General features: G+C 61.1%; 25 protein-coding genes and 2 tRNA genes. 15 read left to right on the top strand and 12 right to left on the bottom strand.

Translation table 11 applies throughout. The features are described 5' to 3' along the window. Positions 1–183: 183 nt before the first annotated feature. Entirely contained in the window at positions 184–1,560 is a 1,377-nt protein-coding gene (locus ACF8FG_RS12635; protein ID WP_014589372.1) for an L-serine ammonia-lyase, read from the bottom strand. Positions 1,561–2,012: 452 nt separating this feature from the next. Between ACF8FG_RS12635 and ACF8FG_RS12640 the strand changes: the two genes are divergently transcribed. The 3 genes from ACF8FG_RS12640 to choV all read left to right on the top strand — a co-directional run bounded on the left by ACF8FG_RS12640 (position 2,013) and on the right by choV (position 5,065). Continuing rightward, positions 2,013–2,960: a choline ABC transporter substrate-binding protein gene (locus ACF8FG_RS12640; RefSeq protein WP_014589371.1), complete on the top strand. Its 948-nt coding sequence runs from the start codon at positions 2,013–2,015 to the stop codon at positions 2,958–2,960. Positions 2,961–3,041: 81 nt separating this feature from the next. Continuing rightward, the gene (gene choW / locus ACF8FG_RS12645) at positions 3,042–3,890 is read left to right on the top strand and encodes a choline ABC transporter permease subunit (protein WP_172830946.1); all 849 of its coding nucleotides are present in this window, start codon (positions 3,042–3,044) and stop codon (positions 3,888–3,890) included. Then, a complete protein-coding gene (gene choV, locus ACF8FG_RS12650; protein WP_010951660.1) occupies positions 3,887–5,065 on the top strand; it encodes a choline ABC transporter ATP-binding protein in 1,179 nt (392 codons plus the stop codon). The genes choW and choV overlap by 4 nt, the downstream gene beginning before the upstream one ends. A 174-nt stretch (positions 5,066–5,239) precedes the next feature. On the opposite strand, the gene hisF is transcribed toward choV, so the two are convergent. The 6 genes from hisF to ACF8FG_RS12680 form a co-directional block, all read right to left on the bottom strand. Continuing rightward, entirely contained in the window at positions 5,240–6,010 is a 771-nt protein-coding gene (gene hisF, locus ACF8FG_RS12655) for an imidazole glycerol phosphate synthase subunit HisF (protein WP_014589370.1), read from the bottom strand. A 10-nt stretch (positions 6,011–6,020) separates the two neighbouring features. After that, a complete protein-coding gene (hisA, locus tag ACF8FG_RS12660) occupies positions 6,021–6,758 on the bottom strand; it encodes a 1-(5-phosphoribosyl)-5-[(5-phosphoribosylamino)methylideneamino]imidazole-4-carboxamide isomerase (RefSeq protein WP_003255731.1) in 738 nt (245 codons plus the stop codon). Between the two features lie 27 nt (positions 6,759–6,785). After that, positions 6,786–7,046, bottom strand: coding sequence for a DUF2164 domain-containing protein (locus ACF8FG_RS12665; RefSeq protein WP_003255734.1), 261 nt, complete (start codon positions 7,044–7,046; stop codon positions 6,786–6,788). After that, positions 7,047–7,685 carry an imidazole glycerol phosphate synthase subunit HisH gene (hisH, locus tag ACF8FG_RS12670; protein WP_014589369.1) on the bottom strand — a complete coding sequence of 213 codons (639 nt, stop codon included), beginning with the start codon at positions 7,683–7,685 and terminating at the stop codon, positions 7,047–7,049. It abuts the gene before it with no gap. Further along, positions 7,686–8,279, bottom strand: a complete 594-nt coding sequence (gene hisB / locus ACF8FG_RS12675) for an imidazoleglycerol-phosphate dehydratase HisB (RefSeq protein ID WP_003255736.1) — start codon at positions 8,277–8,279, stop codon at positions 7,686–7,688. 193 nt (positions 8,280–8,472) lie between these two features. Continuing rightward, positions 8,473–10,134, bottom strand: coding sequence for an OFA family MFS transporter (locus ACF8FG_RS12680; protein WP_014589368.1), 1,662 nt, complete (start codon positions 10,132–10,134; stop codon positions 8,473–8,475). A gap of 268 nt (positions 10,135–10,402) precedes the next feature. Here ACF8FG_RS12680 and ACF8FG_RS12685 point away from each other — a divergent pair, with 268 nt between their 5' ends. From ACF8FG_RS12685 to ACF8FG_RS12700, 4 genes are all read left to right on the top strand, one after another. Continuing rightward, positions 10,403–12,649 carry an AsmA family protein gene (locus ACF8FG_RS12685; RefSeq protein ID WP_318082055.1) on the top strand — a complete coding sequence of 749 codons (2,247 nt, stop codon included), beginning with the start codon at positions 10,403–10,405 and terminating at the stop codon, positions 12,647–12,649. Next, positions 12,646–13,713, top strand: coding sequence for an A/G-specific adenine glycosylase (gene mutY / locus ACF8FG_RS12690; RefSeq protein ID WP_010951654.1), 1,068 nt, complete (start codon positions 12,646–12,648; stop codon positions 13,711–13,713). Before ACF8FG_RS12685 ends, mutY begins: the two co-directional genes overlap by 4 nt. Then, positions 13,710–13,982 (top strand): oxidative damage protection protein, encoded by a 273-nt coding sequence (locus ACF8FG_RS12695; RefSeq protein ID WP_014589365.1) that lies wholly within the window; start codon positions 13,710–13,712, stop codon positions 13,980–13,982. Before mutY ends, ACF8FG_RS12695 begins: the two co-directional genes overlap by 4 nt. 90 nt (positions 13,983–14,072) lie before the next feature. Beyond that, positions 14,073–14,148, top strand: a tRNA-Phe gene (locus tag ACF8FG_RS12700). A 188-nt stretch (positions 14,149–14,336) separates the two neighbouring features. Here the strand turns inward: ACF8FG_RS12700 and ACF8FG_RS12705 are convergent. Then, positions 14,337–14,564 (bottom strand): hypothetical protein, encoded by a 228-nt coding sequence (locus ACF8FG_RS12705; RefSeq protein ID WP_134698211.1) that lies wholly within the window; start codon positions 14,562–14,564, stop codon positions 14,337–14,339. A gap of 239 nt (positions 14,565–14,803) precedes the next feature. Here ACF8FG_RS12705 and ACF8FG_RS12710 point away from each other — a divergent pair, with 239 nt between their 5' ends. Next, positions 14,804–15,247, top strand: a complete 444-nt coding sequence (locus ACF8FG_RS12710) for a hypothetical protein (RefSeq protein WP_014589364.1) — start codon at positions 14,804–14,806, stop codon at positions 15,245–15,247. A 238-nt stretch (positions 15,248–15,485) separates the two neighbouring features. Here the strand turns inward: ACF8FG_RS12710 and gabP are convergent, their stop codons facing one another. Continuing rightward, positions 15,486–16,871, bottom strand: a complete 1,386-nt coding sequence (gabP, locus tag ACF8FG_RS12715) for a GABA permease (protein ID WP_003255745.1) — start codon at positions 16,869–16,871, stop codon at positions 15,486–15,488. A gap of 631 nt (positions 16,872–17,502) precedes the next feature. Between gabP and ACF8FG_RS12720 the strand changes: the two genes are divergently transcribed. The 5 genes from ACF8FG_RS12720 (at position 17,503) to ACF8FG_RS12740 (ending at position 21,793) form a co-directional block, all read left to right on the top strand. Beyond that, a complete protein-coding gene (locus tag ACF8FG_RS12720) occupies positions 17,503–18,276 on the top strand; it encodes an ABC transporter ATP-binding protein (RefSeq protein ID WP_003255746.1) in 774 nt (257 codons plus the stop codon). 11 nt (positions 18,277–18,287) lie between these two features. Further along, the gene (locus ACF8FG_RS12725; protein ID WP_019439074.1) at positions 18,288–19,040 is read left to right on the top strand and encodes an ABC transporter substrate-binding protein; all 753 of its coding nucleotides are present in this window, start codon (positions 18,288–18,290) and stop codon (positions 19,038–19,040) included. Positions 19,041–19,094: 54 nt separating this feature from the next. Then, a complete protein-coding gene (locus tag ACF8FG_RS12730; protein ID WP_003255749.1) occupies positions 19,095–19,787 on the top strand; it encodes an ABC transporter permease in 693 nt (230 codons plus the stop codon). Then, the gene (locus ACF8FG_RS12735) at positions 19,787–20,476 is read left to right on the top strand and encodes an ABC transporter permease (protein WP_014589362.1); all 690 of its coding nucleotides are present in this window, start codon (positions 19,787–19,789) and stop codon (positions 20,474–20,476) included. The genes ACF8FG_RS12730 and ACF8FG_RS12735 overlap by 1 nt, the downstream gene beginning before the upstream one ends. Positions 20,477–20,587: 111 nt before the next feature. Then, positions 20,588–21,793 carry an adenovirus L4-33K/L4-22K family protein gene (locus tag ACF8FG_RS12740; protein WP_318078827.1) on the top strand — a complete coding sequence of 402 codons (1,206 nt, stop codon included), beginning with the start codon at positions 20,588–20,590 and terminating at the stop codon, positions 21,791–21,793. 280 nt (positions 21,794–22,073) lie between these two features. On the opposite strand, the gene ACF8FG_RS12745 is transcribed toward ACF8FG_RS12740, so the two are convergent. Next, positions 22,074–22,361: a DUF3077 domain-containing protein gene (locus ACF8FG_RS12745; protein ID WP_318078828.1), complete on the bottom strand. Its 288-nt coding sequence runs from the start codon at positions 22,359–22,361 to the stop codon at positions 22,074–22,076. A 531-nt stretch (positions 22,362–22,892) separates the two neighbouring features. Between ACF8FG_RS12745 and ACF8FG_RS12750 the strand changes: the two genes are divergently transcribed. Further along, complete coding sequence (locus ACF8FG_RS12750; RefSeq protein ID WP_318078829.1) at positions 22,893–23,141, top strand: hypothetical protein; 249 nt, start codon at positions 22,893–22,895, stop codon at positions 23,139–23,141. 98 nt (positions 23,142–23,239) lie between these two features. Further along, a tRNA-Thr gene (locus ACF8FG_RS12755) sits at positions 23,240–23,315 on the top strand. An 81-nt stretch (positions 23,316–23,396) separates the two neighbouring features. Here ACF8FG_RS12755 and ACF8FG_RS12760 read toward each other — a convergent pair. Further along, entirely contained in the window at positions 23,397–25,007 is a 1,611-nt protein-coding gene (locus tag ACF8FG_RS12760; RefSeq protein WP_318078830.1) for a diguanylate cyclase, read from the bottom strand. Positions 25,008–25,231: 224 nt separating this feature from the next. Then, the gene (locus tag ACF8FG_RS12765; protein WP_004575922.1) at positions 25,232–25,705 is read right to left on the bottom strand and encodes a type II toxin-antitoxin system HigA family antitoxin; all 474 of its coding nucleotides are present in this window, start codon (positions 25,703–25,705) and stop codon (positions 25,232–25,234) included. Positions 25,706–25,731: the final 26 nt, after the last annotated feature.

Raw genomic sequence — 25,731 nt, forward strand, 5'->3', positions numbered from 1 at the left:
ACTGATCGCGACATCCGACGATCGGTAGCGTGCCACCGCACCATAAAGAGGCATTGGCGGTTGTGTTGCACCTGCATCAACCTCAAGGGCCTCTTCGCGGGCAAGCCCGCTCCTACAGGGATTTCACCGTTCCTGTAGGAGCGGGCTTGCCCGCGAAGACGCCTTGAAGGTCAGATCAGCAAATCAGCACTCGATAGCGCTGACCGCCAGGCCGCCGCGCGAGGTCTCTTTGTACTTGTCGTGCATATCGGCCCCGGTATCGCGCATGGTGCGGATTACCTGGTCGAGGGAAATGAAGTGCTCACCATCGCCGCGCAACGCCATCTGCACCGCGTTGATGGCCTTCACGGCAGCAATCGCGTTGCGCTCGATGCAGGGCACTTGCACCAACCCGCCCACCGGGTCGCAGGTCAGGCCAAGGTTGTGTTCCAGGGCAATTTCAGCGGCGTTCTCAACCTGTGCCGGGGTGGCGCCGAGTACTTCGGCAAGGCCTGCTGCGGCCATCGCGCAGGCCGAGCCGACTTCCCCCTGGCAACCCACTTCGGCACCAGAGATCGAGGCGTTCTTCTTGCACAGGATGCCCACGGCGGCGGCGGCCAGGAAGTAGTCGACAACGCTGGACTCATCAACCTCATCACTGAAACGCATGTAGTAATGCAGCACTGCCGGGATGATGCCTGCCGCGCCGTTGGTAGGCGCGGTCACCATGCGCCCACCGGCGGCGTTTTCTTCGTTGACTGCCAAGGCGAACAGGTTGACCCACTCCATGGCACTCATGGTCGAGCCGATCACGTTGGGCTTGCCAATTTCCTGCAGGCTGCGGTGCAGCTTGGCGGCGCGCCGGCGCACGTTCAGCCCGCCGGGTAGCGTGCCCTCGTACTTGAGGCCGTTGTTGACGCATTCCTGCATGGCTTCCCAGAGCTTGTACAGGCCAGCGCGGATGTCTTCCTCGCTGCGCCAGACCTTCTCGTTGGCCATCATCAATTGCGACACGCTGAGGTCGTTTTGCTTGCACAGGCGCAGCAGTTCGGCGGCGCTGTTGAAGTCGTACGGCAACACCGTCTGGTCAGCATCCAACACACCGCTGGCGGCTTGGGCTGCATCGACCACAAAGCCGCCGCCCACCGAGTAATAGGTGTCGCGGTGCAACTCGCCCTGCTCGCCTTCGGCAATCAGGGTCATGGCGTTGGGGTGATACGGCAGGTTCTCGTCCAGCAGCAGCATGTCACGGGCCCAGACAAACTCGATGGGCAAGCGGCTATCCAGCTGCAGGGTGTTGGTTTCGCGCAGGTCGGCTATACGCGGCACGATCTGGGTCGGGTCAATGGCGTCAGGCCACTCGCCCATCAGGCCCATGATGGTGGCGTTGTCGGTGCCATGGCCGATACCGGTGGCCGACAGCGAGCCATACAGGCGCACTTCGATCCGTTTTACACGCTCCAGCTCACCGCGTTCTCGCAGGCCCTGAACGAACAGGGCGCCAGCACGCATGGGGCCGACGGTGTGGGAGCTGGAGGGCCCGACACCGATCTTGAACAGGTCGAACACGCTGATGGCCATTGTCGAATCACCTCTTGCTGGGCTTGTCTCTGCGCGCCATGCGCAGGGCGGGGTAGCTGCTAGGCTCAAACAGCGGGCCGCCTTGAATGCCAGCATCATCGGGCTTTTACCGCCCACCTCGCCGTCTGCAACCGACGTACTTTTGTCCAGCAGCGCCGCGCTGTTTTCAACCAGGAACTGCGCTCACCGCGCCGTTTTCCAGCGGCCTGGTGACGCAAAAATGCGTACGAGGGGGTGGAAAAATCCATAAGCGACATCGCCCATACTGGATACGACCCGTTCCGTACTGGATACGACCCCACCAGTAGGCGATTGCCCGGCGCTGGAGGATTATCGAAAGCGACTCGTAAAGCACGGCCACGCATCCTGCCCTCTGCAGGCCTGGTCGACCGGACCCTCAGAAAGCCCGGCGACCCACGCGAACCCGAAGACAATATCTCAGGAGTCCATCCATGAAAGGTTCACCCTCGCTGTTGCTGGTTGCGTTGCTGTCCGCGCCATTGCTGGCCCAAGCAGCCGAACCCGAGCAATGTCAGACTGTACGCTTCTCCGATGTCGGCTGGACCGACATCACAGTCACGACCGCGACCACCAGCGTTGTGCTCGAAGCCCTGGGTTACAAAACCCACACCACCATGATCTCGGTACCGGTGACCTACAAGTCGCTGGCCACCGGCAAGGACCTGGACGTGTTTCTCGGCAACTGGATGCCGACCATGGAGAACGACATCAAGCAGTACCGCGATGCCGGCACGGTAGAAACCGTGCGCGCCAACCTGGAAAACGCCAAGTACACCCTGGCAGTCCCCCAGGCGCTGTACGACAAGGGCCTGAAGGATTTCAGCGACATTCCAAAGTTCAAGAAGGAACTGAACGGCAAGATCTACGGCATCGAACCGGGTAACGACGGTAACCGCACCATCCAGAGCATGATCGACAAGAACGCCTTTGGCTTGAAGGACGCCGGTTTCAAGATCGTGCAGTCCAGCGAGGCGGGCATGCTGTCGCAGGTTGACCGCGCGCAGAAACGCGGCGAGGCATTGGTGTTCCTCGGCTGGGAGCCACACCCGATGAACACCCGCTTCAAGATGCAGTACCTGACCGGCGGGGACGAATTCTTCGGTCCCGACTTCGGTAAGGCGACCGTGCTGACAAACACCCGCAAGGGATATACGCAGGAATGCAGCAACGTTGGCCAATTGCTTAAGAATCTGTCGTTCGAGCTCAAGGATGAAAGCACCATGATGGGCTATGTCCTGGACGACAAGATGAAACCCGAAGCCGCCGCCAAGAAATGGATCAAGGACAACCCAGGCAAGCTGGATGCCTGGCTGGCCGGCGTTACCACCGTGGATGGCAAACCTGGCCTGGAGGCGGTCAAGGCCAAGCTTACGCAATAACGAACTACGCAGTAGCGCTACCTCGGGGCAGGACCGTGCCTGCCCCGGGTTGATTTCAATCTATGCAGGTGGAAGCTCGCTATCATGCTTATCGATCAGAAAATACCCCTGGGCCAGTACATCGCGTCGTTCGTCGAATGGCTGACCCAGAACGGCGCGAATTACTTCGACGCCATCGCGCAAGGCCTGGAGTTCATGATCCACGGCGTTACCAGCGCCCTGACTTTCTTCAACCCGTTCGTGCTTATCGCCCTGTTCGCCGCCCTGGCGCATTTCATCCAGCGCAAGTGGGCACTGACCGCATTTGTCGCCCTGTCGTTCCTGCTGATCCTCAACCTGGGTTACTGGCAGGAAACCATGGAGACCCTGGCGCAGGTCACCTTCGCCACAGTGGTATGTGTGGTGATCGGCGTGCCATTGGGCATCCTCGCCGCGCACAAGCCGATGTTCTATACCGCCATGCGCCCGGTGCTCGACCTGATGCAGACGGTGCCCACCTTCGTCTACCTGATCCCAACCCTGACCCTGTTCGGCCTGGGCGTGGTGCCGGGGCTGATCTCCACCGTAGTGTTCGCCATCGCCGCGCCCATTCGCCTGACCTACCTGGGCATCTGCGACGTGCCGCAAGAGTTGATGGACGCCGGCAAGGCCTTTGGCTGCTCGCGTCGTCAGCTGCTTACCCGTATCGAACTGCCGCACGCGATGCCAAGCATCGCCGCCGGTGTCACTCAATGCATCATGCTGTCGCTGTCGATGGTGGTCATTGCCGCCCTGGTTGGCGCTGATGGCCTGGGCAAACCTGTGGTCAACGCACTGAACACCGCCGATATCTCCCTGGGCTTCGAAGCGGGCCTGGCGATCGTGCTGCTGGCAATCATGCTCGACCGTATCTGCAAGCAACCGGAACTGCCGGTAAGGGGTGAGGCATGAGCATCATTCGTTTCGAAGACGTCGACGTCATCTTCTCCAACAAACCGCGCGAGGCACTGGCGCTACTGGACCAAGGCCAGACCCGCGAGCAGATCCTCAAGCAGACCGGCCTGGTGGTGGGTGTCGAAAAGGCCAACCTCGATATCAACAAAGGCGAGATCTGCGTGCTGATGGGCTTATCCGGCTCGGGCAAGTCGAGCCTGCTGCGCTGCATCAACGGCCTCAACACCGTCAGCCGTGGCAAGTTGTTCGTCGAGCACGAAGGCAAGCACATCGACATTGCCAACTGCTCCGCGGCCGAGCTGAAGATGATGCGCACCAAGCGCATTGCCATGGTGTTCCAGAAGTTTGCCCTGATGCCTTGGCTGACGGTGCGCGAGAACATCAGCTTTGGCCTGGAAATGCAGGGTCGCCCGGAAAAGGAACGGCGCAAGCTGGTCGACGAGAAGCTTGAGCTGGTGGGCCTGACCCAGTGGCGCAACAAGAAGCCAGATGAGCTTTCTGGCGGCATGCAGCAGCGCGTGGGCCTGGCCCGGGCGCTGGCGATGGATGCCGACATATTGCTGATGGACGAACCGTTCTCGGCCCTGGATCCACTGATCCGCCAGGGCTTGCAAGATGAGCTGCTTGGCCTGCAGGCCAAGCTGAGCAAAACCATCGTGTTCGTCAGCCACGACCTGGACGAGGCGCTGAAACTGGGTACCCGCATTGCGATCATGAAAGACGGTCGGATCATCCAGTACAGCAAGCCGGAGGAGATCGTGCTGAACCCGGCTGACGAATACGTGCGCACCTTCGTCGCCCATACCAACCCGCTGAACGTGCTGTGCGGGCGCAGCCTGATGCGCAGCCTGGACAACTGCAAGCGGGTCAATGGCTCGGTGTGCCTGGACCCAGGTATCGATTCGTGGCTGGACCTTGGCGAAGGCGGCGCGCTCAAGCGTGCACGCCAAGGCCAGAACGGGCTGGACATGCAGAAATGGGCACCAGGACAAGATGTGGAACTGCTGGAGCGCAGGCCGACCGTGGTGCACGCCGACATCGGCATGCGTGAGGCACTGCAGATTCGTTATCAAACCGGCAACAAGCTGGTGCTGCAGGATAACGACAGGGTGGTGGGGATACTCGGGGATACCGAGCTTTACCACGCACTGCTCGGCAAGAACCACGGTTGAGGCAATTGGGGCCGCTTCGCGGCCCTTTCGCGGGCACGCCCGCTCCCACAGGTTTGGACTGCCCCCAAGAAGTTGGACACCAATCCAACTCTTGGGGGGCAGTCCAGGTTTGCTGAGATCTCTGTGGGAGCGGGCGTGCCCGCGAAGGGCTGCAAAGCAGCCCCGATCAATGGATCAGCGAACGACGATCCCGCGCGAAGCCATGTAAGCCTTGGCTTCAGGCACTGTGTACTCGCCAAAGTGGAAGATGCTGGCCGCCAACACCGCGCTGGCATGCCCTTCCAGGATGCCGTCTGCCAGGTGCTGCAGGTTACCCACACCCCCCGAGGCAATCACCGGAATCCCCAGCGCATCACTGATAGCGCGGGTAACGCCCAGGTCGAAGCCGTTCTTCATGCCGTCCTGGTCCATGCTGGTCAGCAGGATCTCGCCAGCGCCCAGGCCTTCCATCTTCTTCGCCCACTCGACTGCATCCAGCCCGGTCGGTTTGCGCCCGCCGTGAGTGAAAATCTCCCAGCGCGGCGCTTCACCTGGCCCGGAGACTTTCTTGGCATCGATGGCGACAACGATGCACTGCGAACCGAAACGCTCCGCCGCCTCGCCGACAAACTCTGGGTTGAACACCGCGGCGGTGTTGATCGAGACCTTGTCGGCACCGGCGTTGAGCAGGTTGCGGATGTCCTGCACGGTCCGCACGCCACCACCAACCGTCAGCGGGATGAACACCTGGCTGGCCATGCGCTCGACGGTATGCAGCGTGGTATCGCGCCCATCGACGCTAGCGGTAATGTCGAGAAAGGTGATTTCGTCGGCACCTTGCTCGTCGTAGCGACGGGCGATTTCCACCGGGTCGCCGGCATCACGGATGTTCTCGAACTTGACGCCCTTGACCACCCGGCCGTTGTCCACGTCCAGGCAAGGGATAATGCGCTTGGCCAGTGCCATGGTTCAGTCCTCAGCCTTGGTAATTGTCACAGAAGGCCTGGGCCTCAGCGACATCCAGGGTGCCTTCGTAGATGGCACGGCCGGTGATGGCGCCGATGATGCCCGGGGCCTTGGCGTCCAGCAGGGCCTTGATGTCACCCAGGTTGTGAATGCCACCCGAGGCGATCACCGGGATACGGGTGGCTTCAGCCAGTGCCTTGGTGAAGGGCACGTTGCAGCCCTGCATCATGCCGTCCTTGGCGATGTCGGTGTAGACGATTGCCGAGACGCCATCGGCCTCGAAACGCTTGGCCAGGTCGATGACCTGCACCGAGCTGACTTCAGCCCAACCGTCGGTGGCGACGAAGCCGTCCTTGGCGTCCAGGCCGACGATGACCTTGCCCGGGAAGGCTTTGCACGCTTCAGCGACGAACTCGGGCTGCTTGACGGCCTTGGTGCCGATGATCACGTAGCTGACGCCAGCCTTGACGTAGTGTTCGATGGTTTCCAGCGAACGGATACCGCCGCCGATCTGGATCGGCAGGTTCGGGTAGCGCTTGGCGATGGCGGTAACCACTTCACCATTGACCGGCTGGCCTTCGAAGGCGCCGTTGAGGTCGACCAGGTGCAGGCGGCGGCAGCCACCCTCGACCCACTTGGCGGCCATGCTCACCGGGTCGTCGGAAAATACCGTAGAGTCTTCCATGCGGCCCTGGCGCAGGCGCACGCAAGCACCGTCCTTCAGATCGATAGCGGGGATAATCAGCATCTTGGGAACCTGTCTATTTGTTGGGTTTCAGGGCTTCTCGAGTGCCCACAGGTCGCTTTCGATGCTCTCGAACCGCTCCTTGAGGTGCAGCTGAACATCGGCAATCGCCCTGTTGTAGTAATGGGGTGCAATCTCTTTGCTGAACAGCTCGAGGACCTCGGCCACCTCGAACGACCCCAACTGCAGCTCGAAGCGGTCTTCGAGAAAACGCTTCAAGGTGTCGAGCGCTTCGCGCTCCTGCTCGGGGGCCAGGGTGATGGTCGGGGCCTTGGTCTTCGACCTGCTCATTTACCAGCGCCCGTCCCAGGCGATGAAGTTCTGCAGCAGCTGCAGGCCATGGGTATGGCTCTTCTCCGGGTGGAACTGCACGGCAAAACGCGAACCGTCGGCCAGCGCTGCGGCAAAGTCGACGCCATAGTGACCGCGACCCACCACCTGGCCCGGCTTGCCGGCATTGATGTAGTAGCTGTGCACGAAGTAGAAACGTGCGCGGTCAGGGATGTCGTGCCACAGCGGGTGGTCGATGGTCTGGCTGACTTCGTTCCAGCCCATGTGCGGCACCTTCAGGTGCTCGCCCTCTTCTTGCAGGTCTTTGCCGAAAAAGCGCACCTGGCCAGGGAACAGGCCAATGCAGTCGACGCCGGTGTTTTCCTCACTGTGCTCGAGCAGCGCCTGCATACCGACGCAGATGCCGAGGAACGGGCGGTCCTGGCTGACTTCGCGCACCAGGCTGTCGAAACCCAGGCGGCGGATCTCGGCCATGCAGTCGCGAATCGCGCCCACGCCCGGGAACACCACGCGGTCGGCCTCGCGGATCACTGAGGCATCGCTGGTCACCAGCACTTTACCGGCACCTACGTGCTCAAGCGCCTTGGCCACTGAGTGCAGGTTACCCATGCCATAGTCGATTACGGCTACCGTTTGCATTTACAGGCACCCTTTGGTGGAAGGCATCTGCCCGGCCATACGCTCGTCGAGGGTGATGGCCATGCGCAGGGCGCGGCCGAAAGCCTTGAATACGGTTTCGATCTGGTGGTGGGTGTTGTGGCCACGCAGGTTGTCGATATGCAGGGTTACCAGGGCGTGGTTGACGAAGCCCTGGAAAAACTCCTGGAACAGGTCGACATCGAAGCCGCCAACGCTTGCACGGGTATACGGCACGTGCATCTGCAGGCCTGGGCGGCCAGAGAAGTCGATGACCACGCGTGACAGCGCTTCGTCCAGCGGCACGTAGGCGTGGCCGTAGCGGAAGATACCTTTCTTGTCACCGATGGCTTGGGCGAATGCCATGCCCAGGGTGATGCCGACGTCTTCGACGGTATGGTGATCGTCGATATGCGTGTCACCCTTGCACTCGATATCCAGATCGATCAACCCATGGCGGGCGATCTGGTCCAGCATGTGTTCAAGGAAGGGCACACCGATATCGAATCGGGCCTTGCCACTGCCATCGAGGTTGATCGAGCACTTGACCTGGGTTTCCAGGGTATTGCGCTCGACGGAAGCCTTACGTTCAACCATCACCAGCTCCGCAAAATCATTGGGCGAAAAGGGTTTCATTATAGGCCCAGAACGCGCCAGCTTGAAACGCGGATGACATATGGCAAAGCCAGGTTTTACGCGGGCTGGATGCTGCTACAGGTCTATACAAGCACAGCAGCCCGCTCCTGCAGTGGCGAAAGGGGGGGGCGCAACGCGCCCCCCCCCCTGCTGATCAATGGAACAGCACAGCGGTCTTCTGCAAGGTCACCCAGACACCCCAGGCCAACGGCACAACCACCACCGCCCAAGCCAGCAGCACCAGTGGCAAGCTGCCTGGCGCCGCTTTCCACTCCAGCGACCGCGCCCCGTCGGCGCCCTTGTCATGGCTCAACGCCCGCTCGGCCGCCAGTTCGGCATCACTCATGAAGTGCTTGTCGGCCACCGGGCGCACCAGCATGTTGCAGATAAAGCCCAGCACCAGCAGACCCGCGAGGATGTACAAGGTCATGTCATAAGCCGCCGCCCGCTCCACGCCCGCTGCCAGTTGATACTCGCGCAGGTAGGTGATCAGCACCGGCCCCAGCACCCCCGCTGCCGCCCAGGCGGTCAGCAGGCGGCCATGGATGGCACCCACCATCTGCGTGCCGAACAGGTCGGCCAGGTAGGCCGGCACCGTCGCAAAACCACCGCCATACATCGACAGGATGATGCAGAACGCTGCCACGAAAAGCGCCACGTTGCCCAGGTGCCCCATGTTCGGCACCAGGCTGTACAAGCCCACGCCCAAGGCGAAGAAGGCAAAGTAGGTGTTCTTGCGGCCGATGTAATCGGAGAACGATGCCCAGAAGAACCGGCCGCCAATGTTGAACAGGCTCAGCAGGCCGGTAAAGCCGGCGGCGATCGCGGCAATCTGCGCCAACTGCGCAGTGCTCAGCTGGCTGAAAGTCAGTTCGTTGCCCAGTAATTTACCGGCGAACACTTCCTGCAGCAGCGGTGACGCCATGCCCAAAATGCCGATGCCCGCCGACACGTTCAGGCACAGCACCAGCCAGATCAGCGCGAACTGCGGGGTCTTCCAGGCCACACTGACGTGCACGTGGCGGTCGGTGACCATGGCGTTACTGGCATTCTTCAACGGCGCAGCCCAGCCTTCAGGCTTCCAGCCGGTCGGTGGTACGCGATACGCCAGGGCGCCAGCGGTCATGAACACAAAGTAGATCGCCGCCATGGCGACAAAGCTCTGCCATACGCCAACTTCGTGCTCATTGCCAAAATGCCCCATAAGCGCGGTGGCCAGCGGCGCCCCGACCATGGCCCCGCCGCCGAAGCCCATGATCGCCATACCGGTGGCCATGCCGCGTTTGTCCGGGAACCACTTGATCAAGGTCGACACGGGTGAGATGTAGCCCAGGCCCAGGCCGATACCGCCAATCACGCCGGAACCAAGCCACATCAGCCACAGCTGATGGGTTTTCACACCTATCGCCGAAAGCAGCATGCCACCGCACCAGCACAAGGCCGACACCAGGCCAGCCTTGCGCGGGCCGGCGTGCTCCAGCCAGCCGCCCAACACCGCCGCCGAGCAGCCGAGAAAGACGAAGAACAGGGTGTAGATCCAGCTCAGCATCGAGATTGGCCAGTCGCATTCGGCGCTGAACATCCGGGCCATGAAGCCCATGTCTGCCGCACAGGCGACGGGGGCGGTGATCCCCAGGGCTTGCGACAAAGGCAACCAGAATACCGAGAAGCCGTAGGCCATACCGATGCACAGGTGAATGGCCAGGGCAGCTGGCGGGACCAGCCAGCGGTTGAAGCCCGGGCGGGCGATTATGCGTTCCTTCGACAGGAAGCCTGGCTCACTGGCCAAGGTTCCCGTCGCGACGGTACTGGTCATGAATCTGATCCTTGTTATAGGGAGGGTGCTCGCGAAGCGGCGCAAGGGTAGCAGCATCAAGCAGAATGAAAGCAATCTGCCATCGTCCATTTTTGCCTGACTGAATCGGTCATGTCCCCGGCAAAAGCTCAATATTAAGCTGTCGAAAGCCGTACCCTCTGATACAGGCGTAGGAATTTCCTACATCTCTAGTCGTACAAGCAGGGGTAACCGCTACAGCGTTATACTCTGCCGCCTGAACTCACTAACGGACTAAAAGGACTCGCCCATGAAAGCGTTCGGCAAAATCCTGGGACTGGGGCTTCTCGGGTTACTGCTGATCATCGTGGCGCTGGGCTTCGCCCTGACCCACCTCTTTGATCCCAACGACTACAAAGACGAGATTCGCCAGCTGGCACGCGACAAGGCGCACGTCGAACTGACCCTCAACGGTGACATCGGCTGGAGTCTGTTCCCGTGGCTGGGCCTGGAGCTGCACGAAGCCAGCATCGCTACCTTGAACAAACCCAAGGAACCGTTCGCCGACCTGCAGATGCTTGGCCTTTCAGTCCGTGTGCTGCCGCTGCTACGCCGCGAAGTGCAAATGAGCGACGTACGTGTCGAGGGCCTGAACCTGACCCTGGCGCGTGACGAACAGGGCCATGGCAATTGGGAGGACATCGGCAAGCCGCTGCCCGCGCAGAATGGCGCAAGCACCGATGCATCCGCACAGGCACCTGCCGAGCAGACGCCTGCGACCACCAACAGCAACGACCGCGCCATCAAGCTGGACATCGACAGCCTGACCGTGAACAACGCCCGCGTGCAGTACACCGATGCCAAGACCGGCCACAGCTACAGCGCCGAAAGCATCCAGCTGAGCACCGGCCCGATCCACGAAGGCGCAAACATTGCGCTCAAGGCCAGCGCCTTCATCAGCGCCAGCCAACCGAGCATCAAGGCCCGCACCGAGCTGGCTGGCGAATTGCGTTTCGACCGCAAGCTCAAGCGCTACAACTTCGAAGACATGCGCCTGTCGGGCGAGACCTCGGGTGAGCCTACCGGCGGCAAGACCGTGACCTTCGCCGCACAAGGCCAACTGCTGGTCGACCTGGCCGCCAATGTCGCCTCGTGGAACGGCCTGAAAGTTTCGGCCAACCAACTGCGCGCCCTCGGTGAGCTGAACCTGCGTGATCTGGACAAGGCACCCCAGCTGAGCGGCGGCCTGTCCATCGCCCAGTTCAACCTGCGCACCTTCCTTGAAAGCATCGGCCACCCGCTGCCGGCCACCAATGACCCGGCCGCCTTCGCCAAGCTGGAGCTGGTGACCCGCCTGCAGGGGACGCCCAGCAGCCTGGCCCTCGAAGACCTGGCAGTGAAGCTGGACGACAGCACCTTCAGCGGCCGCGTGGCCGTCGAAGATTTCGCCAAACAAGCCCTGCGCCTGCAGCTTAAGGGCGACACATTCGACGCCGACCGCTACCTGCCGGCCAAAAGCGAAGAAGCCAAGGGCGCCACCGCTGCGCGCCAGGCCGAGGTCAAGCAACAAGAGGCCAGCGCCGTAGCCGGTGCCGGCACCACGCCACTGCCCAACGCCCCAACGCAAGTGGCATGGAGCGACGACAAGCTGCTACCGGTCGACCGCCTGCGCGCCCTCGACCTGCAGGCCGACCTGGCCTTCGGCTCGTTGACCCTGGACAAGCTGCCGATCGAGGGCGCCCAGCTCAAGGCCGTTGGCCAAGGCGGCCTGCTGACCCTGCAAACCCTGCGCGGAGCGCTGTACAACGGCACCTTCGAAGCCAAGGGCTCGGTCGACGTGCGCCCTGCCGTGCCACAGCTGGGTGTGAACACCAATATCCAGCGGGTGCCGGTGGAACACTTCATCAAGGCCGAAGGCAAGGAACAGACGCCGCCGGTCAAGGGCCTGCTGACCCTGACCAGTGATCTGACAGCCACCGGTAACAGCCAGAAAGCACTGGTCGACACCCTGAACGGCAGCGCAAACTTCGCCATCAACGATGGCGTGCTGGTCAATGCCAACCTGGAACAGCAGCTGTGCCAAGCCATCGCCACGCTCAATCGCAAGACGCTGAGCAGCGAACCACGCGGCAAGGACACCCCGTTCCAGGAACTGCGCGGCAGCCTGGTGGTACGCAATGGCGTCGCCAGCAACCCGGACCTCAAGGCGCGCATACCGGGCCTGACTGTCAATGGCCATGGTGACCTCGACCTGCGCGTGCTGGGCATGGACTACAACATCGGCGTAGTCGTCGAAGGCGACCAGCGTGCCATGCCGGACCCGGCCTGCCAGGTCAACGAACGTTATGTGGGTGTTGAAGTCCCCCTGCGCTGCCGTGGTCCGCTGGAACTCGGCGCAAAGGCCTGTCGCCTCGACCAGAACGGCCTGGGCAAGGTTGCCGCCAAGCTGGCCGGTAACCGCCTGAAAGACAAGATCGATGAAAAACTTGACGAAAAACTTGGAGACAAAGTGAGCCCGGAACTGAAAGACGCGCTCAAGGGGCTGTTCAACCGATGAGCCCCGAGCAGTTCTCCAGCGCAGTGCTGGACTGGTATGACGAGCATGGCCGGCACGACCTGCCCTGGCAACAGGGCATCACGCCGTACCGGGTGTGGGTGTCGGAAATCATGTTGCAGCAGACCCAGGTCAGCACCGTGCTCAATTACTTCGACCGCTTCATGCAGGCCCTGCCAACCGTGCAAGCCCTGGCCGAAGCACCGGAGGACGAAGTGCTGCACCTGTGGACGGGCCTGGGCTACTACACCCGCGCACGCAACCTGCAAAAGGCCGCCAAGGTCGTCGTCGAGCAACATGGCGGCGAATTCCCGCGCAGTGTCGAGCAGCTTACCGAGTTGCCCGGCATTGGCCGCTCCACTGCCGGCGCCATCGCCAGCATCAGCATGGGCATCCGCGCGCCGATCCTCGACGGCAACGTCAAGCGCGTGCTGGCACGCTACACCGCCCAGGCGGGCTACCCCGGCGAACCCAAGGTTGCCAACCAGCTATGGGCCACCGCCGAGCGCTTTACCCCGCAACAACGCGCCAACCACTACACCCAGGCGATGATGGACATGGGCGCCACGCTGTGCACGCGCAGCAAGCCCAGTTGCCTGATCTGCCCGTTGCAGCGCGGCTGCGAAGCGCACCTGCACGGCGAAGAAACCCGCTACCCCGAGCCCAAACCGCGCAAGGCGCTGCCGCAACGGCGCACACTGATGCCACTGCTGGCCAACCACGAAGGCGCCATCCTGCTTTACCGCCGCCCTTCCAGCGGCCTGTGGGGTGGTTTGTGGAGCCTCCCGGAGCTGGACGACATCGCCCAGCTCGACGACCTGGCCTACCAGCACGGCCTGCGCCTGGCTGGCCGCCACGCCATGGACGGCCTGACCCATACCTTCAGCCACTTCCAGCTGGCGATCGAGCCCTGGCTCGTGCACGTCGACCCGGTCGGCGAGCACGTGGCCGAGGCCGACTGGCTCTGGTATAACCTCGCCACCCCGCCGCGCCTGGGCCTCGCCGCCCCGGTGAAAAAGCTGCTTGAACGCGCGGCCGACGAACTGATCGCAGGAGACGCCCGATGACCCGCACCGTGATGTGCCGCAAATACCTAGAAGAACTGCCAGGCCTGGAACGCCCGCCCTATCCCGGTGCCAAGGGCCAGTACATCTTCGAACACATCTCGCAGAAAGCCTGGGCCGACTGGCAGAAGCACCAGACCATGCTGATCAACGAGAAGCGCCTGAACATGATGAACGCCGAGGACCGCAAATTCCTCCAGGCTGAGATGGACAAGTTTTTCGCCGGCGAAGAATACGCTCAGGCCGAAGGCTACGTTCCGCCGGCCGAATGACCCCAAAAATCGTAAGCGACGGAATTAATTTAAAATTTTTTCAAAAAGTCGTTGACGAGCGGTCCGGAAATCTATTTAATTCACCTCGTCGCCCAGATAGCTCAGTCGGTAGAGCAGAGGATTGAAAATCCTCGTGTCGGCGGTTCGACTCCGTCTCTGGGCACCACCTTCAAGCTTCTGGTGGTTGCAAAGTTACCCGAAGCGACAACAAGAAACCCGCCTAGTGCGGGTTTTTTGTTGCCTGCGATTTTTAACTTCACGCGGCGTCGAAGAACACGAGACCTCACAACGCAACCTGAAGGCTCGCCATGCAATCGAGAAACCCGCAGCCAGAAGCAGACTGCGGGCCAAACCTTACTCGTCCGACATGGAACGAAGATGCTTGAATGCGTCCTCGGTCATGTGCCCCATGTAGGAGATGCTGTGCAACTGAAGCTGGCCGTGGAGCTTGCCTTTTTCGATAATGGCGGCGATGTCAGCCTTTGTAATCCTTTGCTCGTCGCAACCGGCGAAACCGGTTGGATAGTAAACCCTGCCATCGTCCGTGTAGCCGTACAGGGTGACCAGATAAAAGTGCTTCATGACTCCTCCTTTGTAGCGCAAACGTGCGCATCACTCACAGACGCCGAATTGGCGCAGTGAAAGGCTGCCAGCCAGCATGGCTGGCAGCAGGAGAGAAGCTACGCAGGGCCCACGGTCCGCATAATCTGGATATGTATCCCACAGACATCTCAAGCTGCAGCGCCCAGGCGCGCTGCTTGGGTTTATCGGGCAATTGCGCTTCAATACGCGCACTTTCAGACACACCCAAGGATTTCCCCATGGCCACCCCTACCAAGCAACAGAAACGCGCCAAGCGCGCCGCCAGCAAGGCCAAGCAGAACCGCATGGTTCGCAGCGGCCAAGCGGTCAAGGCCAGTGCCGGCGACAGCGCCAGCGTCGAGCAGGTGTACAACAAGGCCATGGAGTCGGGCAGCTACGACGCGATGTTCAACAAGATGAAGGAAGCCCAGGAAGGCGGCCTGGTGCCAATGATCTCGGTGTTCCTGGTGGATCCGCTGCTCGCCCTGGTGCTCAAGGGGCACAAGGAAGAACACGCCACCGACTACATCGTGCTGGTGTTCAACGCCTACCGCAAATGGCTGGACGGCGCTGACGAAGAGACCACCATGGCCTGGCTGGAGAGTGATGAGTTCCAGGACGCCTATATCGCCGCTTCCGAACTCGTGGCCAAACAGCAGCAACAGCAGAAGCAGTTTGGCTGACAGGGCCATATAACCTGTTGCGGCCCCTGTAGGAGCGGGTTTACCCGCGAATACAATGGCGGCTGCGACGGTGATTAGCCAGGGAAATCGGCCAGCAGCCCCGGCCCTTTCGCGGGCAAACCCGCTCCTACGGGCCTGTGGTGAACCTGCGAGCTTGCCCGCGAAAGGGTCATCACAGGCCACAAAAAAAGGCCGCACCCTTCACAGGGCGCGGCCTTTTCATTTCAGTCAGCGCGGATCAGCTGTCCAGCGCCGCCCGCCCGGCAGCCTCGCGCTTGCGGTGCACCAGCAAGCCAGCCGCCACCACACCAATACTCAGCAACGCAGTCGCAATGATCTCCGCACGGTGATCCTCACGCAGCGCCATGACCACCAGAATGGCAACGATGAAGGCAATGGTCGCCCAGGTCAGGCCCGGGAACAGCCACATCTTGAAGGTGATCTTCTCGCCGCGGGCTTCACGCTGGGCGCGCATGCGCAGCTGCGACACGGCAATCACTAGGTACACCAGCAGCGCGATGGCGCCAGAGCTGGCCAGCAGGAACTCGAACACCTGGGCCGGTGCCACGAAGTTGGCGAACACGCAGAGAAACGCAGCCGCGGTGGACAGCAGTACCGCCACGTGCGGGGTCGCCGCCTTGGTGGTGCGTTGGGCGATGGCCGGGGCGTCGCCACGCTTGCTCAGCGAGAACAACATGCGCGAAGAAGTGTACAGCGCCGAGTTCAGGCAGCTGGTCACGGCTATCAGCACAACAATGTCGACGATCAGCTTGGCATTCGGCACACCAATGCGGCTCAGCACGGTCTGGTAGGAGCCCGTCTCGGCCAAGGCCGGGTCGTTCCACGGCACCAGGGCCACGACCAGGAAGATCGATACCAGGTAGAACAGGCAGATACGCCAGATTACCGAGTTGGTGGCACGGCTGATCTGCTTGCCCGGGTCCTTCGACTCGGCAGCGGCGATGGTGACGATTTCGGTACCCATGAACGAGAACATGGTGGTCAGCATCGCTGCCAGCACCGCGCCCAGGCCGTTGGGCATGAAGCCTTGGGTATCGAACAGGTGGCTGGCACCGCTCACCTGGCTGCTCGGTACAAAGCCGAACAAGGCAGCACAGCCCACGGCGATGAAGCCGATGATCGCCAGCACTTTGAGCAGGGCAAACCAGAACTCGAACTCACCGTAGTTCTTCACACTGCACAGGTTGGTAAGTGTCAGTGCCAAGGTAATGATGAGGGAGAACGCCCACAGGTCAACCGCCGGGAACCAGGCATGCAGAATGGCTGCGGCGGCGTTGGCCTCCAGCGGAATCACCAACACCCAGAACCACCAGTACAGCCAGCCAATGGTGAAACCGGCCCAGCGCCCGATGGCGCGGTCGGCATACGTAGAGAACGAACCGGTGTCAGGCGAGGCGACTGCCATTTCACCCAACATACGCATCACCAGCACGACCAGCGTACCGGCGGCAGCGTAAGCCAGCAGTACGGCAGGGCCGGCAGCTGCGATGGCGTGGCCGGAGCCTACGAACAGGCCGGCACCGATGACGCCAGCGATGGACAGCATGGTCACATGCCGTTGTTTGAGCCCCTGAGCGAGGTCATTGGAATTGTTACCGCTCATTGAAACTACCTTTGTAAGGAGTGGACCACGCCGACTGCGGGTACAGAGCGCGCCAGGGGATGACCTAGGCGTCGCTGCAATCGGCGGTTTCCAACTGGCAATAAGCGCGCCATATGACGAATGCACTCGTCAGAAAATTCTGCAGGCCTTTGATGATGCGGCCTGGAGGGCTTTCGGCCATTGCATGACCGAAAGGACCTCAAATCAGCGGATTACTGAAATACCCACTTACAAATGCACCAAAGGTGCTCCTCGGTAACACCTATGCACCACTGCAATGCCAAAAAGTGCAACCCATGGGTACAACCTTGTGACATCAACATGGCATTCGTGGGTGAACCCGCTTGCACTGGCAAAAGGTCGGGTTTACCCCTCCAATGGGTCAAAACAGCTTCCATGAGCCGGCCAAAGCTGGCACCATCGCGCCTTTTTTCATCAAGGCTCTGGTGCTGGGCGACACCTTCGCGGACATCTGCGCGACGTTACGCTGTAGCGATGCGACAAACTGCCCCACCAGCGCCCACAGTCCCCGGCGACCCTGTTGGCCGTCATAATGCCGCTATGCTAGCTTGGCGCACGCCAGGAAGGCCGCCAACAGCTGGGAACGCACCCGAACACATGAGGACCGCACATGGCTCAGGCCACGCCCGCGCTGGAAATCCGCAATTTGCACAAACGCTACGGCGAGCAGGAAATTCTCAAGGGCATTTCGCTGACCGCTCGCGACGGTGACGTGATCTCCATCCTGGGGTCGTCCGGCTCCGGCAAGTCCACCCTGCTGCGCTGCATCAACCTGCTCGAGAACCCGCACCAGGGCGAAATCCTGGTCGCCGGCGAAGCCCTCAAGCTCAAGGCCGCCAAGAATGGCGACCTGATCGCAGCCGACAACCGCCAGATCAATCGCCTGCGCAGCGAAATCGGCTTTGTCTTCCAGAATTTCAACCTGTGGCCGCACATGTCGATCCTCGACAACATCATCGAGGCGCCACGCCGCGTGCTCGGCCAAAGCAAGGCCGAGGCCATCGAAGCCGCCGAAGCGCTGCTGAACAAGGTGGGCATCTACGACAAACGCCACAGCTACCCCGCCCAGCTTTCCGGTGGCCAGCAACAGCGCGCCGCCATTGCCCGTACCCTGGCCATGAAGCCCAAGGTCATCCTGTTCGATGAGCCCACTTCGGCGCTCGATCCGGAAATGGTCCAGGAAGTGCTTAACGTTATCCGCGCATTGGCCGAAGAAGGCCGTACCATGCTGCTGGTGACGCACGAGATGAGCTTTGCCCGCCATGTGTCCAGTGAAGTCGTCTTCCTGCACCAGGGCCTGGTCGAAGAGCAGGGATCGCCGCAGCAGGTCTTCGAAAACCCGACCTCGGCGCGTTGCAAGCAATTCATGTCCAGCCACCGCTAACGGAGCAATACATGCACACCTACAAGAAGTTTCTCCTGGCAGCTGCTGCCACGCTGGTGATGTCGGCAAACGCCATGGCCGCAGAAAAACTGCGCATGGGCATCGAAGCCGCCTACCCACCGTTCAACAACAAGGATGCCAGCGGTAACGTGGTTGGCTTCGACAAAGACATCGGCGACGCCCTGTGCGCCAAGATGAAAGTCGAGTGCTCGGTCGTTACCTCCGACTGGGACGGCATCATCCCGGCCCTGAACGCCAAGAAGTTCGACTTCCTGGTGTCGTCGCTGTCGATCACCGACGAACGCAAGCAGGCTGTGGACTTCACCGAGCCGTACTACTCCAACAAGCTGCAGTTCATCGCACCGAAAAACGTCGACTTCAAGACCGACAAAGCGTCGCTCAAGGGCAAGGTCATCGGCACCCAGCGCGCCACCTTGGCCGGCACCTACCTTGAAGACAACTACCCGGATGTCGATGTCAAACTCTACGACACCCAGGAAAACGCCTACCTCGACCTGGTCTCCGGTCGTATCGACGGCATCCTGGCCGACAAGTACGTGCAGTACGAGTGGCTGAAAAGCAAAGACGGCTCGAACTTCGAGTTCAAGGGCGAGCCGGTGATGGACAGCGACAAGATCGGCATTGCCGTGCGCAAAGGTGACACCAAGCTGCGCGACGACCTGAACAAAGCCCTGGCAGAAATCAAAGCCGACGGTACGTACAAGAAAATCAACGACAAGTACTTCCCGTTCAGCATCGAATGATCCGCCCTGACCGGCGCGCCCTTGCGGCGCGCCAGTCCCTAAAATGACCTGCCCATGAATATCGACCTGCACGGATTCGGTCCGGCCATGATGGCCGGCACCCTGATGACCGTAAAACTGGCGCTTTGCGCCTTGCTGCTGGGGCTGGTCCTGGGCCTGCTCGGCGCCCTGGCCAAGACCTCCCCGCTCAAGCCCCTGCAATGGCTTGGCGGCTTCTACTCGACCCTGGTTCGCGGCGTGCCCGAACTGCTGTGGGTGCTGCTTATCTATTTCGGCACCGTCGGGCTCATGAACAGCCTCGGCGAAGCCCTGAACATGCCGGGCCTTGAGCTAAGCGCCTTCGCCGCGGGCGTGATCGCCCTGGGCCTGTGCTTTGGCGCCTACGCCACCGAAGTGTTCCGTGGCGCCATCCTCGCAATCCCCAAAGGCCACCGCGAAGCTGGCCTGGCGCTGGGCCTGTCCAAGGGCCGCATCCTCTCGCGGATCATCCTGCCGCAGATGTGGCGCATAGCCCTGCCCGGCCTTGGCAACCTGTTCATGATCCTGATGAAGGACACCGCCCTGGTATCGGTAATCGGCCTTGAAGAAATCATGCGTCATTCGCAGATCGGCGTGACCGTGACCAAAGAGCCGTTCACCTTCTACATGGTCGCGGCCTGCATCTACCTGGGCCTGACCGTGCTTGCCATGACCGGTATGCATTTCATGGAAAAACGCGCCGCTCGCGGCTTTGCGAGGGCTGAATAATGAATTGGGAAGTCATCTTCAAATGGCTGCCACGCCTGGCCGAGGGTGCGGTCCTGACCCTGGAGCTGGTGGCCATTGCCGTGGTTGCCGGGTTGATCCTGGCCATCCCGCTGGGCATCGCCCGTTCCTCGCGCCACTGGTACGTGCGCGCGGTGCCGTTCAGCTACATTTTCTTCTTCCGTGGCACGCCGCTGCTGGTGCAGTTGTTCCTGGTCTATTACGGCCTGGCGCAGTTCGATGCGGTGCGCTCCAGTTCGCTGTGGCCGTACCTGCGCGATCCGTTCTGGTGCACGGTGCTGACCATGACCCTGCACACCGCCGCGTACATTGCCGAGATTCTACGCGGCGCACTGCAGTCGATCCCCAAAGGTGAGATCGAAGCGGCCCGGGCGCTGGGCATGTCGCGTGGCAAGGCGCTGTTCTACATCATGCTGCCACGCGCTGCGCGCATCGGCCTGCCGGCGTACAGCAACGAAGTGATCCTGATGCTCAAGGCCAGTGCCCTGGCCAGTACCGTGACCCTGCTGGAGCTGACCGGCATGGCCCGTACCATCATCGCCCGCACCTACCTGCCGGTGGAAATCTTCTTCGCCGCAGGCGTGTTCTACCTGGTGATCTCGTTCATGCTGGTGCAAGGCTTCAAGCTGCTGGAGCGCTGGTTGCGCGTGGATGCCTGCCAAGGCCGCTGACATCTCCTGGCCTTCTTCGCGGGCACGCCCGCTCCTACAACAGGCCTATGCTGAACCTTCGTAGGAGCGGGTTTACCCGCGAACAGGCCCTCAACCCCAACACACATCCCCATGCCCAGCCCCCTCCACAGCCACCACCTAAGCGCCCGCTTCCAGGCCCTCGACCAGTTCCTGATCGAGCACCAACAGCTGTGGAAACCCCGCCCCTTCACCACCCTGCAACTGCCTTGGGAAACCACCCAGCCAGAACTTGCCGCCCACCTGCGCCAATGTTCCCTGGCAGACGCCGAAGCCGACAGCGCCGCTGACCGCTTGCCTGCCCCATTCCCGCAACTGGCCGAACAAGCCCGACAGCTCGCCACGCTGGGCAGCCTTGCGCAAACCAATCTACCGCCTGCCGCCCACCGCCTGGACGTCGCCGTCCCCGGCCGCAAATGGCAGCAGATCGAAGCCTTCGCCAGCCACCTGGCCTTCCGCGAGCAGCCCCGGCACTGGCTGGACTGGTGTTCTGGCAAAGGCCACCTCGGCCGTCGCCTGCTGCAACCTGGGCAACACCTGACCTGCCTGGAGTACGACGCCGACCTGGTCGCTGCCGGTCAGGCTCTGAGTGCACACCACCACTTGCAAGCACAGCACGTACATCAGGATGTGATGGCCAGCGACAGCGCTCGCCACCTGGCTAACGATAAAAGTGTTGTTGCCCTGCATGCCTGTGGCGATCTGCATGTACGCCTGATGCAACTGGCCAGCCAGCAAGGTTGCCGGCAACTGGCCATAGCCCCCTGCTGCTACAACCGCATCGCCACGCAGCAATACCAGGCGTTATCCACAGCCGCGCAGGCGTCGAGCCTGCAGCTGTCGCTGGACGACCTGGGCCTGCCCTTGAGCGAAACCGTCACTGCCGGCGCCCGCGTGCGGCGCCAGCGCGACACCTCGATGGCCCGGCGCCTGGGCTTCGACCTGCTGCAACGCCAGCAGCGCCAGAGCGATGAGTACCTGCCGACGCCTTCCCTGCCGGTGGCCTGGCTGGAGAAGCCCTTCGAGCAATACTGCCGTGACTTGGCTGAACTGAAGCAATTGCCAGTGAGCGGCGACCCGGACTGGGCAATGCTGGAAGCTGCGGGCTGGCAACGCCTGGCCGAGGTTCGGAACCTGGAGCGCGTACGCAACCTGTTCCGTCGGCCACTGGAGCTGTGGCTGGTACTCGATCGCGCCCTGTTCCTCGAAGAACAAGGCTATGACGTGCGCCTGGGCCTGTTCTGCGATTACCCACTGACCCCGCGCAACCTGCTCATTCTTGCGGAACGCGACGGTTAGCCGCAGGACAGCCTGTGGATAAGTCTGTGAACAAGCTTGTGATTACCTGTTGGATCCAAGCGTTATTTCAAGCGCTTGGCTTATTCCTGCTTGGGGCTACAGCCCAGTAAAAACAGGCGTTTGCGCAAAGACCAGCGGCGTAGCGATCCGGCATGCCTTTCGCTCAGGTCCCAAATGCCACTTGTGCATAAACATTTCTTGTGGTTAGCGCAAGCGGCTTTTGTGGGAGCGGCCTTGCGTCGCGAAAGGGCCGCAAAGCGGCCCCCGCACTCTCACATTTTCAATGCGCCTTGCCCTTGGCGATCTCGATATCGTTCATCAGCGCCTTGGCCATGTCGCACAGGTAATCGGCTGCCCCCAGGAATTTATGGTCGTCCTCCATATCGCCCTCGCGCACCAGGTGCTTGATGTAGCCCATCAGGATCGAGACATGCTCGTAGGCAGCATCGATGGGGACGCCGGGCTCTACGCGTAGCAGATTGAGGGACGGGTTACCGGCTGCGAGGAAGGTTTCCACGCCTGCGGTTGTGATTGGTTTGGGGGTGCTATCTGGTGGAAGGCTTTTCAATTTTTCGAACTCCTATATTCCTCAAGGAGTTGCAGCATTCATTCTTTCTCACCGGAACAAATGGCGGCAACCGTGCACGGGGTGAGAAACCGAGTGAATATAGGAAGCCTCGGCCAGACCGAAGTCTGCCCGCGCACGGTAGCCATTACGCAGCCGCTAAATTCGTGGTCGGGTTCTCACACCCGGTCGCCAGAGCGACCCGCAAACGGTATCTGTGAGCCATTTCCCCAACAACAGCGCTACTTCGACAGCGCGCGTAGGATACGTCCGAAGCATCCAAATGCTGAAGCTTTTAACCCCATGTTTCAGAATTGCCTTACAAAGATAACCCGGCTTACCCGCCCCCGTCGTAGGAGCGGGTTCACCCGCGAAGAGGCCAGACCAGACAACACAAGGCTAATGCTCCACCGCCGCAACGGTGTATCATCCGCCCCCCAAATCATTAAAAAGTGACGTCGCGCGCTGCCCGCCAGCCCCGCGACCTTCTGGCGTTGCGCCAGAACCGACAATGGACCACCGGACCTGAGCATCGTGACCCGAGCCAACCCCCTCGCCCTGTTGACCTTCGCCCTGGCCCTGACCGGCTGCGCCGGCGGCACCTCACCCCACCCCAACAGCAACCTGGGCTGGAACCACCCCGGCATGCAGCTGGGCGGCGACAGAGGCCTGCCCCTGCGCACAGAAGCCCCGTGCCGCAAGCGCGGCTGCGACAACGACAAGCTGTTTTTCAACCCGGGTAAAAGCGAGCCTAGCGTCACCACCATGCCCCGCGGCTGGTAGGAAAATTCTTCTTTTAGGCCGGTGACTTAGGTCTTTTGCGAACATTCGCAAGGAAGTGGTTTACAGGCGCCAAACGATCGCTATAATGACGCCCCATTGCCGGTATAGCTCAGATGGTAGAGCAACTGACTTGTAATCAGTAGGTCCCGGGTTCGATTCCTGGTGCCGGCACCATACGCAGTATCAAAAAAGGCTCACCGAAAGGTGGGCCTTTTTTGTTTTCAGTGTCGTTATGCCCCCTCGCCCTTACCCCTCTCAAACCCTCCGCAACCCCCGCCGCACCTCTTTATCGGCATACATCAACTGATCCGCCGCTTTAAGCGCAGCCTGCAGCGAAGTCGCAGCGGGATCAACACTCGTAATACCAAAACTCGCACCCGCGTAATCGAACCGGCAGTCGTCAAATTCGTAGCTACCAATCAGCAGCGGCACCAGCCGTCTGCGCATCGCTGCGGCAGTTTTGGCCATTTCGTCCGGGTGGACAGAAGCGGTCAAGCCGATCACAACGAACTCGTCGCCGCCCCAGCGCCCAAGTTCATCCGACGCCCGCAATCCAACCTGCAGGCGCCGGCTGCTTTCGATCAGGAACTTGTCCCCCACCTCGTGCCCGTACGTGTCGTTGATCGCCTTGAATTCATCGAGGTCGATAAACGCCACCAGCACCCCCTGCCCCGTTCGCTTCGCCAACGCGAAATGCCGATGCAAGGCAGCCAGGATTGCACGCCGATTCTTCAACCCGGTCAGCGCGTCATAGTTTGCCGCATAGCGTTCTTCCTGGCGGCGCAACAGCATCTGCCCGGCCACACGGCTGGAGAGCAAGATCAAGATCAACCCGAGCGCTGCTACAGAGGCACCGGTCCAGTAATACTGCTGACGCATCGGCTGCAGGTGATCAAGCTTTGCCAGCGTCAGCAGCTGATATTGCGCGTCGTTCAGAGGCTGGCGATGCACCAGATAAGGGTGCCCGTCAATGAGCCATTGATTGGCCTGACCCGCGTCTGCCACAGCGCGGATATCCATGGGCTCGCCCGGCTCTTCGTCGCCATCCAGAGGCCTGCGAATATCGGCCGGGAGCAGTGTCACCACGTTACGCAGCATGAAAAGTTCGCTGGACGCGGTGGTCACACGGCCCTGACGGTTCACTATCAAGGCAATGTGACGCCCTGTCAGGTAGAGGGCTATGTCCGGGGCATCGAACTTGACCGTGACAGAGCCAAGTGGCTTGCCGTCAGCATCGTCGATGCGGCTGGCGACGAAATAGGAGGGGGTTTTGTTCAAGCGGGCGATGCCGAACATCTCACCACTGCCGGTGCGCAATGCGTCGATGAGGTAGGCCCTGCCCGTATAGATCTGGCCAACGATGCTGAATGACTCCGCCCAGTTGCTGGCCGTCACCGTATCGTCTGAGAGATTGTTCATGTAGATACGGCCATAGTGGAGATCGCTGGCCAATCTATCCATGAAATCACCCACGCTTCGCACCAGCGGGTCACGGGTGAACTTCAAAGCGCGCTCCTCACGCGTGAGTGCGGCGAAGCCGGGCGGATCATGGCGATATCGGGCAGCGAGTTGGATCACTTCGCTTTGACGGGCCACCATGTTGGCCACGCTGGCCATTTCGGTGAACAGGCGGTCTACGATTCGCCCCGTAATCTGGGCTTCGTATTCGGCGCCTGCCGCCAGGTTGTCGAGTTCTTCTGCCGTAAGGCGCTGTGTTATCCAGCCGCCCAGGCTTGCCACAAGTGCCAACCAGACGACCACAACGCCCATCGTCACCCGGCGCACGATGGAAGGGATGTCCCTGCGTTGCCGCCGTTGCGGCGGATCGTAACTCACGCCGCGCTTGCCGGTTGAATGGTGCTCCAAAGCAACTCCTTTTGCGATAAAGCAAAGTGCATCATCGACCCTGCGATCCCCCACCACCGCGGGGCTCGCAAGATTGTAAAACACTCACCTCAGTGTATTGACAGAACGACTACACCAATACAGCCACCATGGCTATGGCTGGTCCGGCAACCCTGCACAAATTGAGAGGTTTTTTATGCCTGGTCGCTTCATATGGAGCATTCGGTCACGCAAAGGCTTTGATTTCAAACCACCCCATGCATGAAGAACTCAACCGGTACACTGAAAAACTCAGCAAAGCCCTTTATCTGGGCAACCGTCATCTTCCGCTTGTTGTTCAGAATCTCGGATACCGCGCTCTGGGTCGCTATCGCCGACAGGTCCTTCTGCTTCACGCCCCTGTCCGACAGCAGAAAGGCCAACGCTTCGGCCTGGCTCGCGAACGGCACCAATACAGACTCACTCTCATACTCGTAGACGCGGTCCGCTACCATCTCGGCAAAGCGTGCCGCAGCGTGGCCTTCGCTGTCCGCATGGGAGTAGAGCTCGTCGATCAATGCCATGCGTGCCTCAAGCTCGGCATCGTCCTTGATGGGGTCATGGCAGGCGGCTAAAAGCTGGGCCATGGTTGCCATCTGAGTGTTCAGGCCATCGAGCATGGGTGAAATATTAGCGATGAAGGCATCTAGTCCATTGGCTTCGATTTTATCCCGCTTCATGTTGTCACCTGTCGAATTGAAATATC

It is taken from the genome of Pseudomonas sp. YQ_6 (genome assembly GCF_043103245.1).
GTDB lineage: Bacteria > Pseudomonadota > Gammaproteobacteria > Pseudomonadales > Pseudomonadaceae > Aquipseudomonas > Aquipseudomonas alloputida.

Excerpts from the sequence above, each read along its gene's own strand:
- ACF8FG_RS12635 (WP_014589372.1), bottom strand. The coding sequence starts at position 1,560 with ATGGCCATCAGCGTGTTCGACCTGTTCAAGATCGGTGTCGGGCCCTCC.
- ACF8FG_RS12640 (WP_014589371.1), top strand. The coding sequence starts at position 2,013 with ATGAAAGGTTCACCCTCGCTGTTGCTGGTTGCGTTGCTGTCCGCGCCA.
- choV (WP_010951660.1), top strand. The coding sequence starts at position 3,887 with ATGAGCATCATTCGTTTCGAAGACGTCGACGTCATCTTCTCCAACAAA.
- hisF (WP_014589370.1), bottom strand. The coding sequence starts at position 6,010 with ATGGCACTGGCCAAGCGCATTATCCCTTGCCTGGACGTGGACAACGGC.
- hisA (WP_003255731.1), bottom strand. The coding sequence starts at position 6,758 with ATGCTGATTATCCCCGCTATCGATCTGAAGGACGGTGCTTGCGTGCGC.
- ACF8FG_RS12665 (WP_003255734.1), bottom strand. The coding sequence starts at position 7,046 with ATGAGCAGGTCGAAGACCAAGGCCCCGACCATCACCCTGGCCCCCGAG.
- hisH (WP_014589369.1), bottom strand. The coding sequence starts at position 7,685 with ATGCAAACGGTAGCCGTAATCGACTATGGCATGGGTAACCTGCACTCA.
- hisB (WP_003255736.1), bottom strand. The coding sequence starts at position 8,279 with ATGGTTGAACGTAAGGCTTCCGTCGAGCGCAATACCCTGGAAACCCAG.
- ACF8FG_RS12680 (WP_014589368.1), bottom strand. The coding sequence starts at position 10,134 with ATGACCAGTACCGTCGCGACGGGAACCTTGGCCAGTGAGCCAGGCTTC.
- ACF8FG_RS12685 (WP_318082055.1), top strand. The coding sequence starts at position 10,403 with ATGAAAGCGTTCGGCAAAATCCTGGGACTGGGGCTTCTCGGGTTACTG.
- mutY (WP_010951654.1), top strand. The coding sequence starts at position 12,646 with ATGAGCCCCGAGCAGTTCTCCAGCGCAGTGCTGGACTGGTATGACGAG.
- ACF8FG_RS12695 (WP_014589365.1), top strand. The coding sequence starts at position 13,710 with ATGACCCGCACCGTGATGTGCCGCAAATACCTAGAAGAACTGCCAGGC.
- ACF8FG_RS12705 (WP_134698211.1), bottom strand. The coding sequence starts at position 14,564 with ATGAAGCACTTTTATCTGGTCACCCTGTACGGCTACACGGACGATGGC.
- ACF8FG_RS12710 (WP_014589364.1), top strand. The coding sequence starts at position 14,804 with ATGGCCACCCCTACCAAGCAACAGAAACGCGCCAAGCGCGCCGCCAGC.
- gabP (WP_003255745.1), bottom strand. The coding sequence starts at position 16,871 with ATGAGCGGTAACAATTCCAATGACCTCGCTCAGGGGCTCAAACAACGG.
- ACF8FG_RS12720 (WP_003255746.1), top strand. The coding sequence starts at position 17,503 with ATGGCTCAGGCCACGCCCGCGCTGGAAATCCGCAATTTGCACAAACGC.
- ACF8FG_RS12725 (WP_019439074.1), top strand. The coding sequence starts at position 18,288 with ATGCACACCTACAAGAAGTTTCTCCTGGCAGCTGCTGCCACGCTGGTG.
- ACF8FG_RS12730 (WP_003255749.1), top strand. The coding sequence starts at position 19,095 with ATGAATATCGACCTGCACGGATTCGGTCCGGCCATGATGGCCGGCACC.
- ACF8FG_RS12735 (WP_014589362.1), top strand. The coding sequence starts at position 19,787 with ATGAATTGGGAAGTCATCTTCAAATGGCTGCCACGCCTGGCCGAGGGT.
- ACF8FG_RS12740 (WP_318078827.1), top strand. The coding sequence starts at position 20,588 with ATGCCCAGCCCCCTCCACAGCCACCACCTAAGCGCCCGCTTCCAGGCC.
- ACF8FG_RS12765 (WP_004575922.1), bottom strand. The coding sequence starts at position 25,705 with ATGAAGCGGGATAAAATCGAAGCCAATGGACTAGATGCCTTCATCGCT.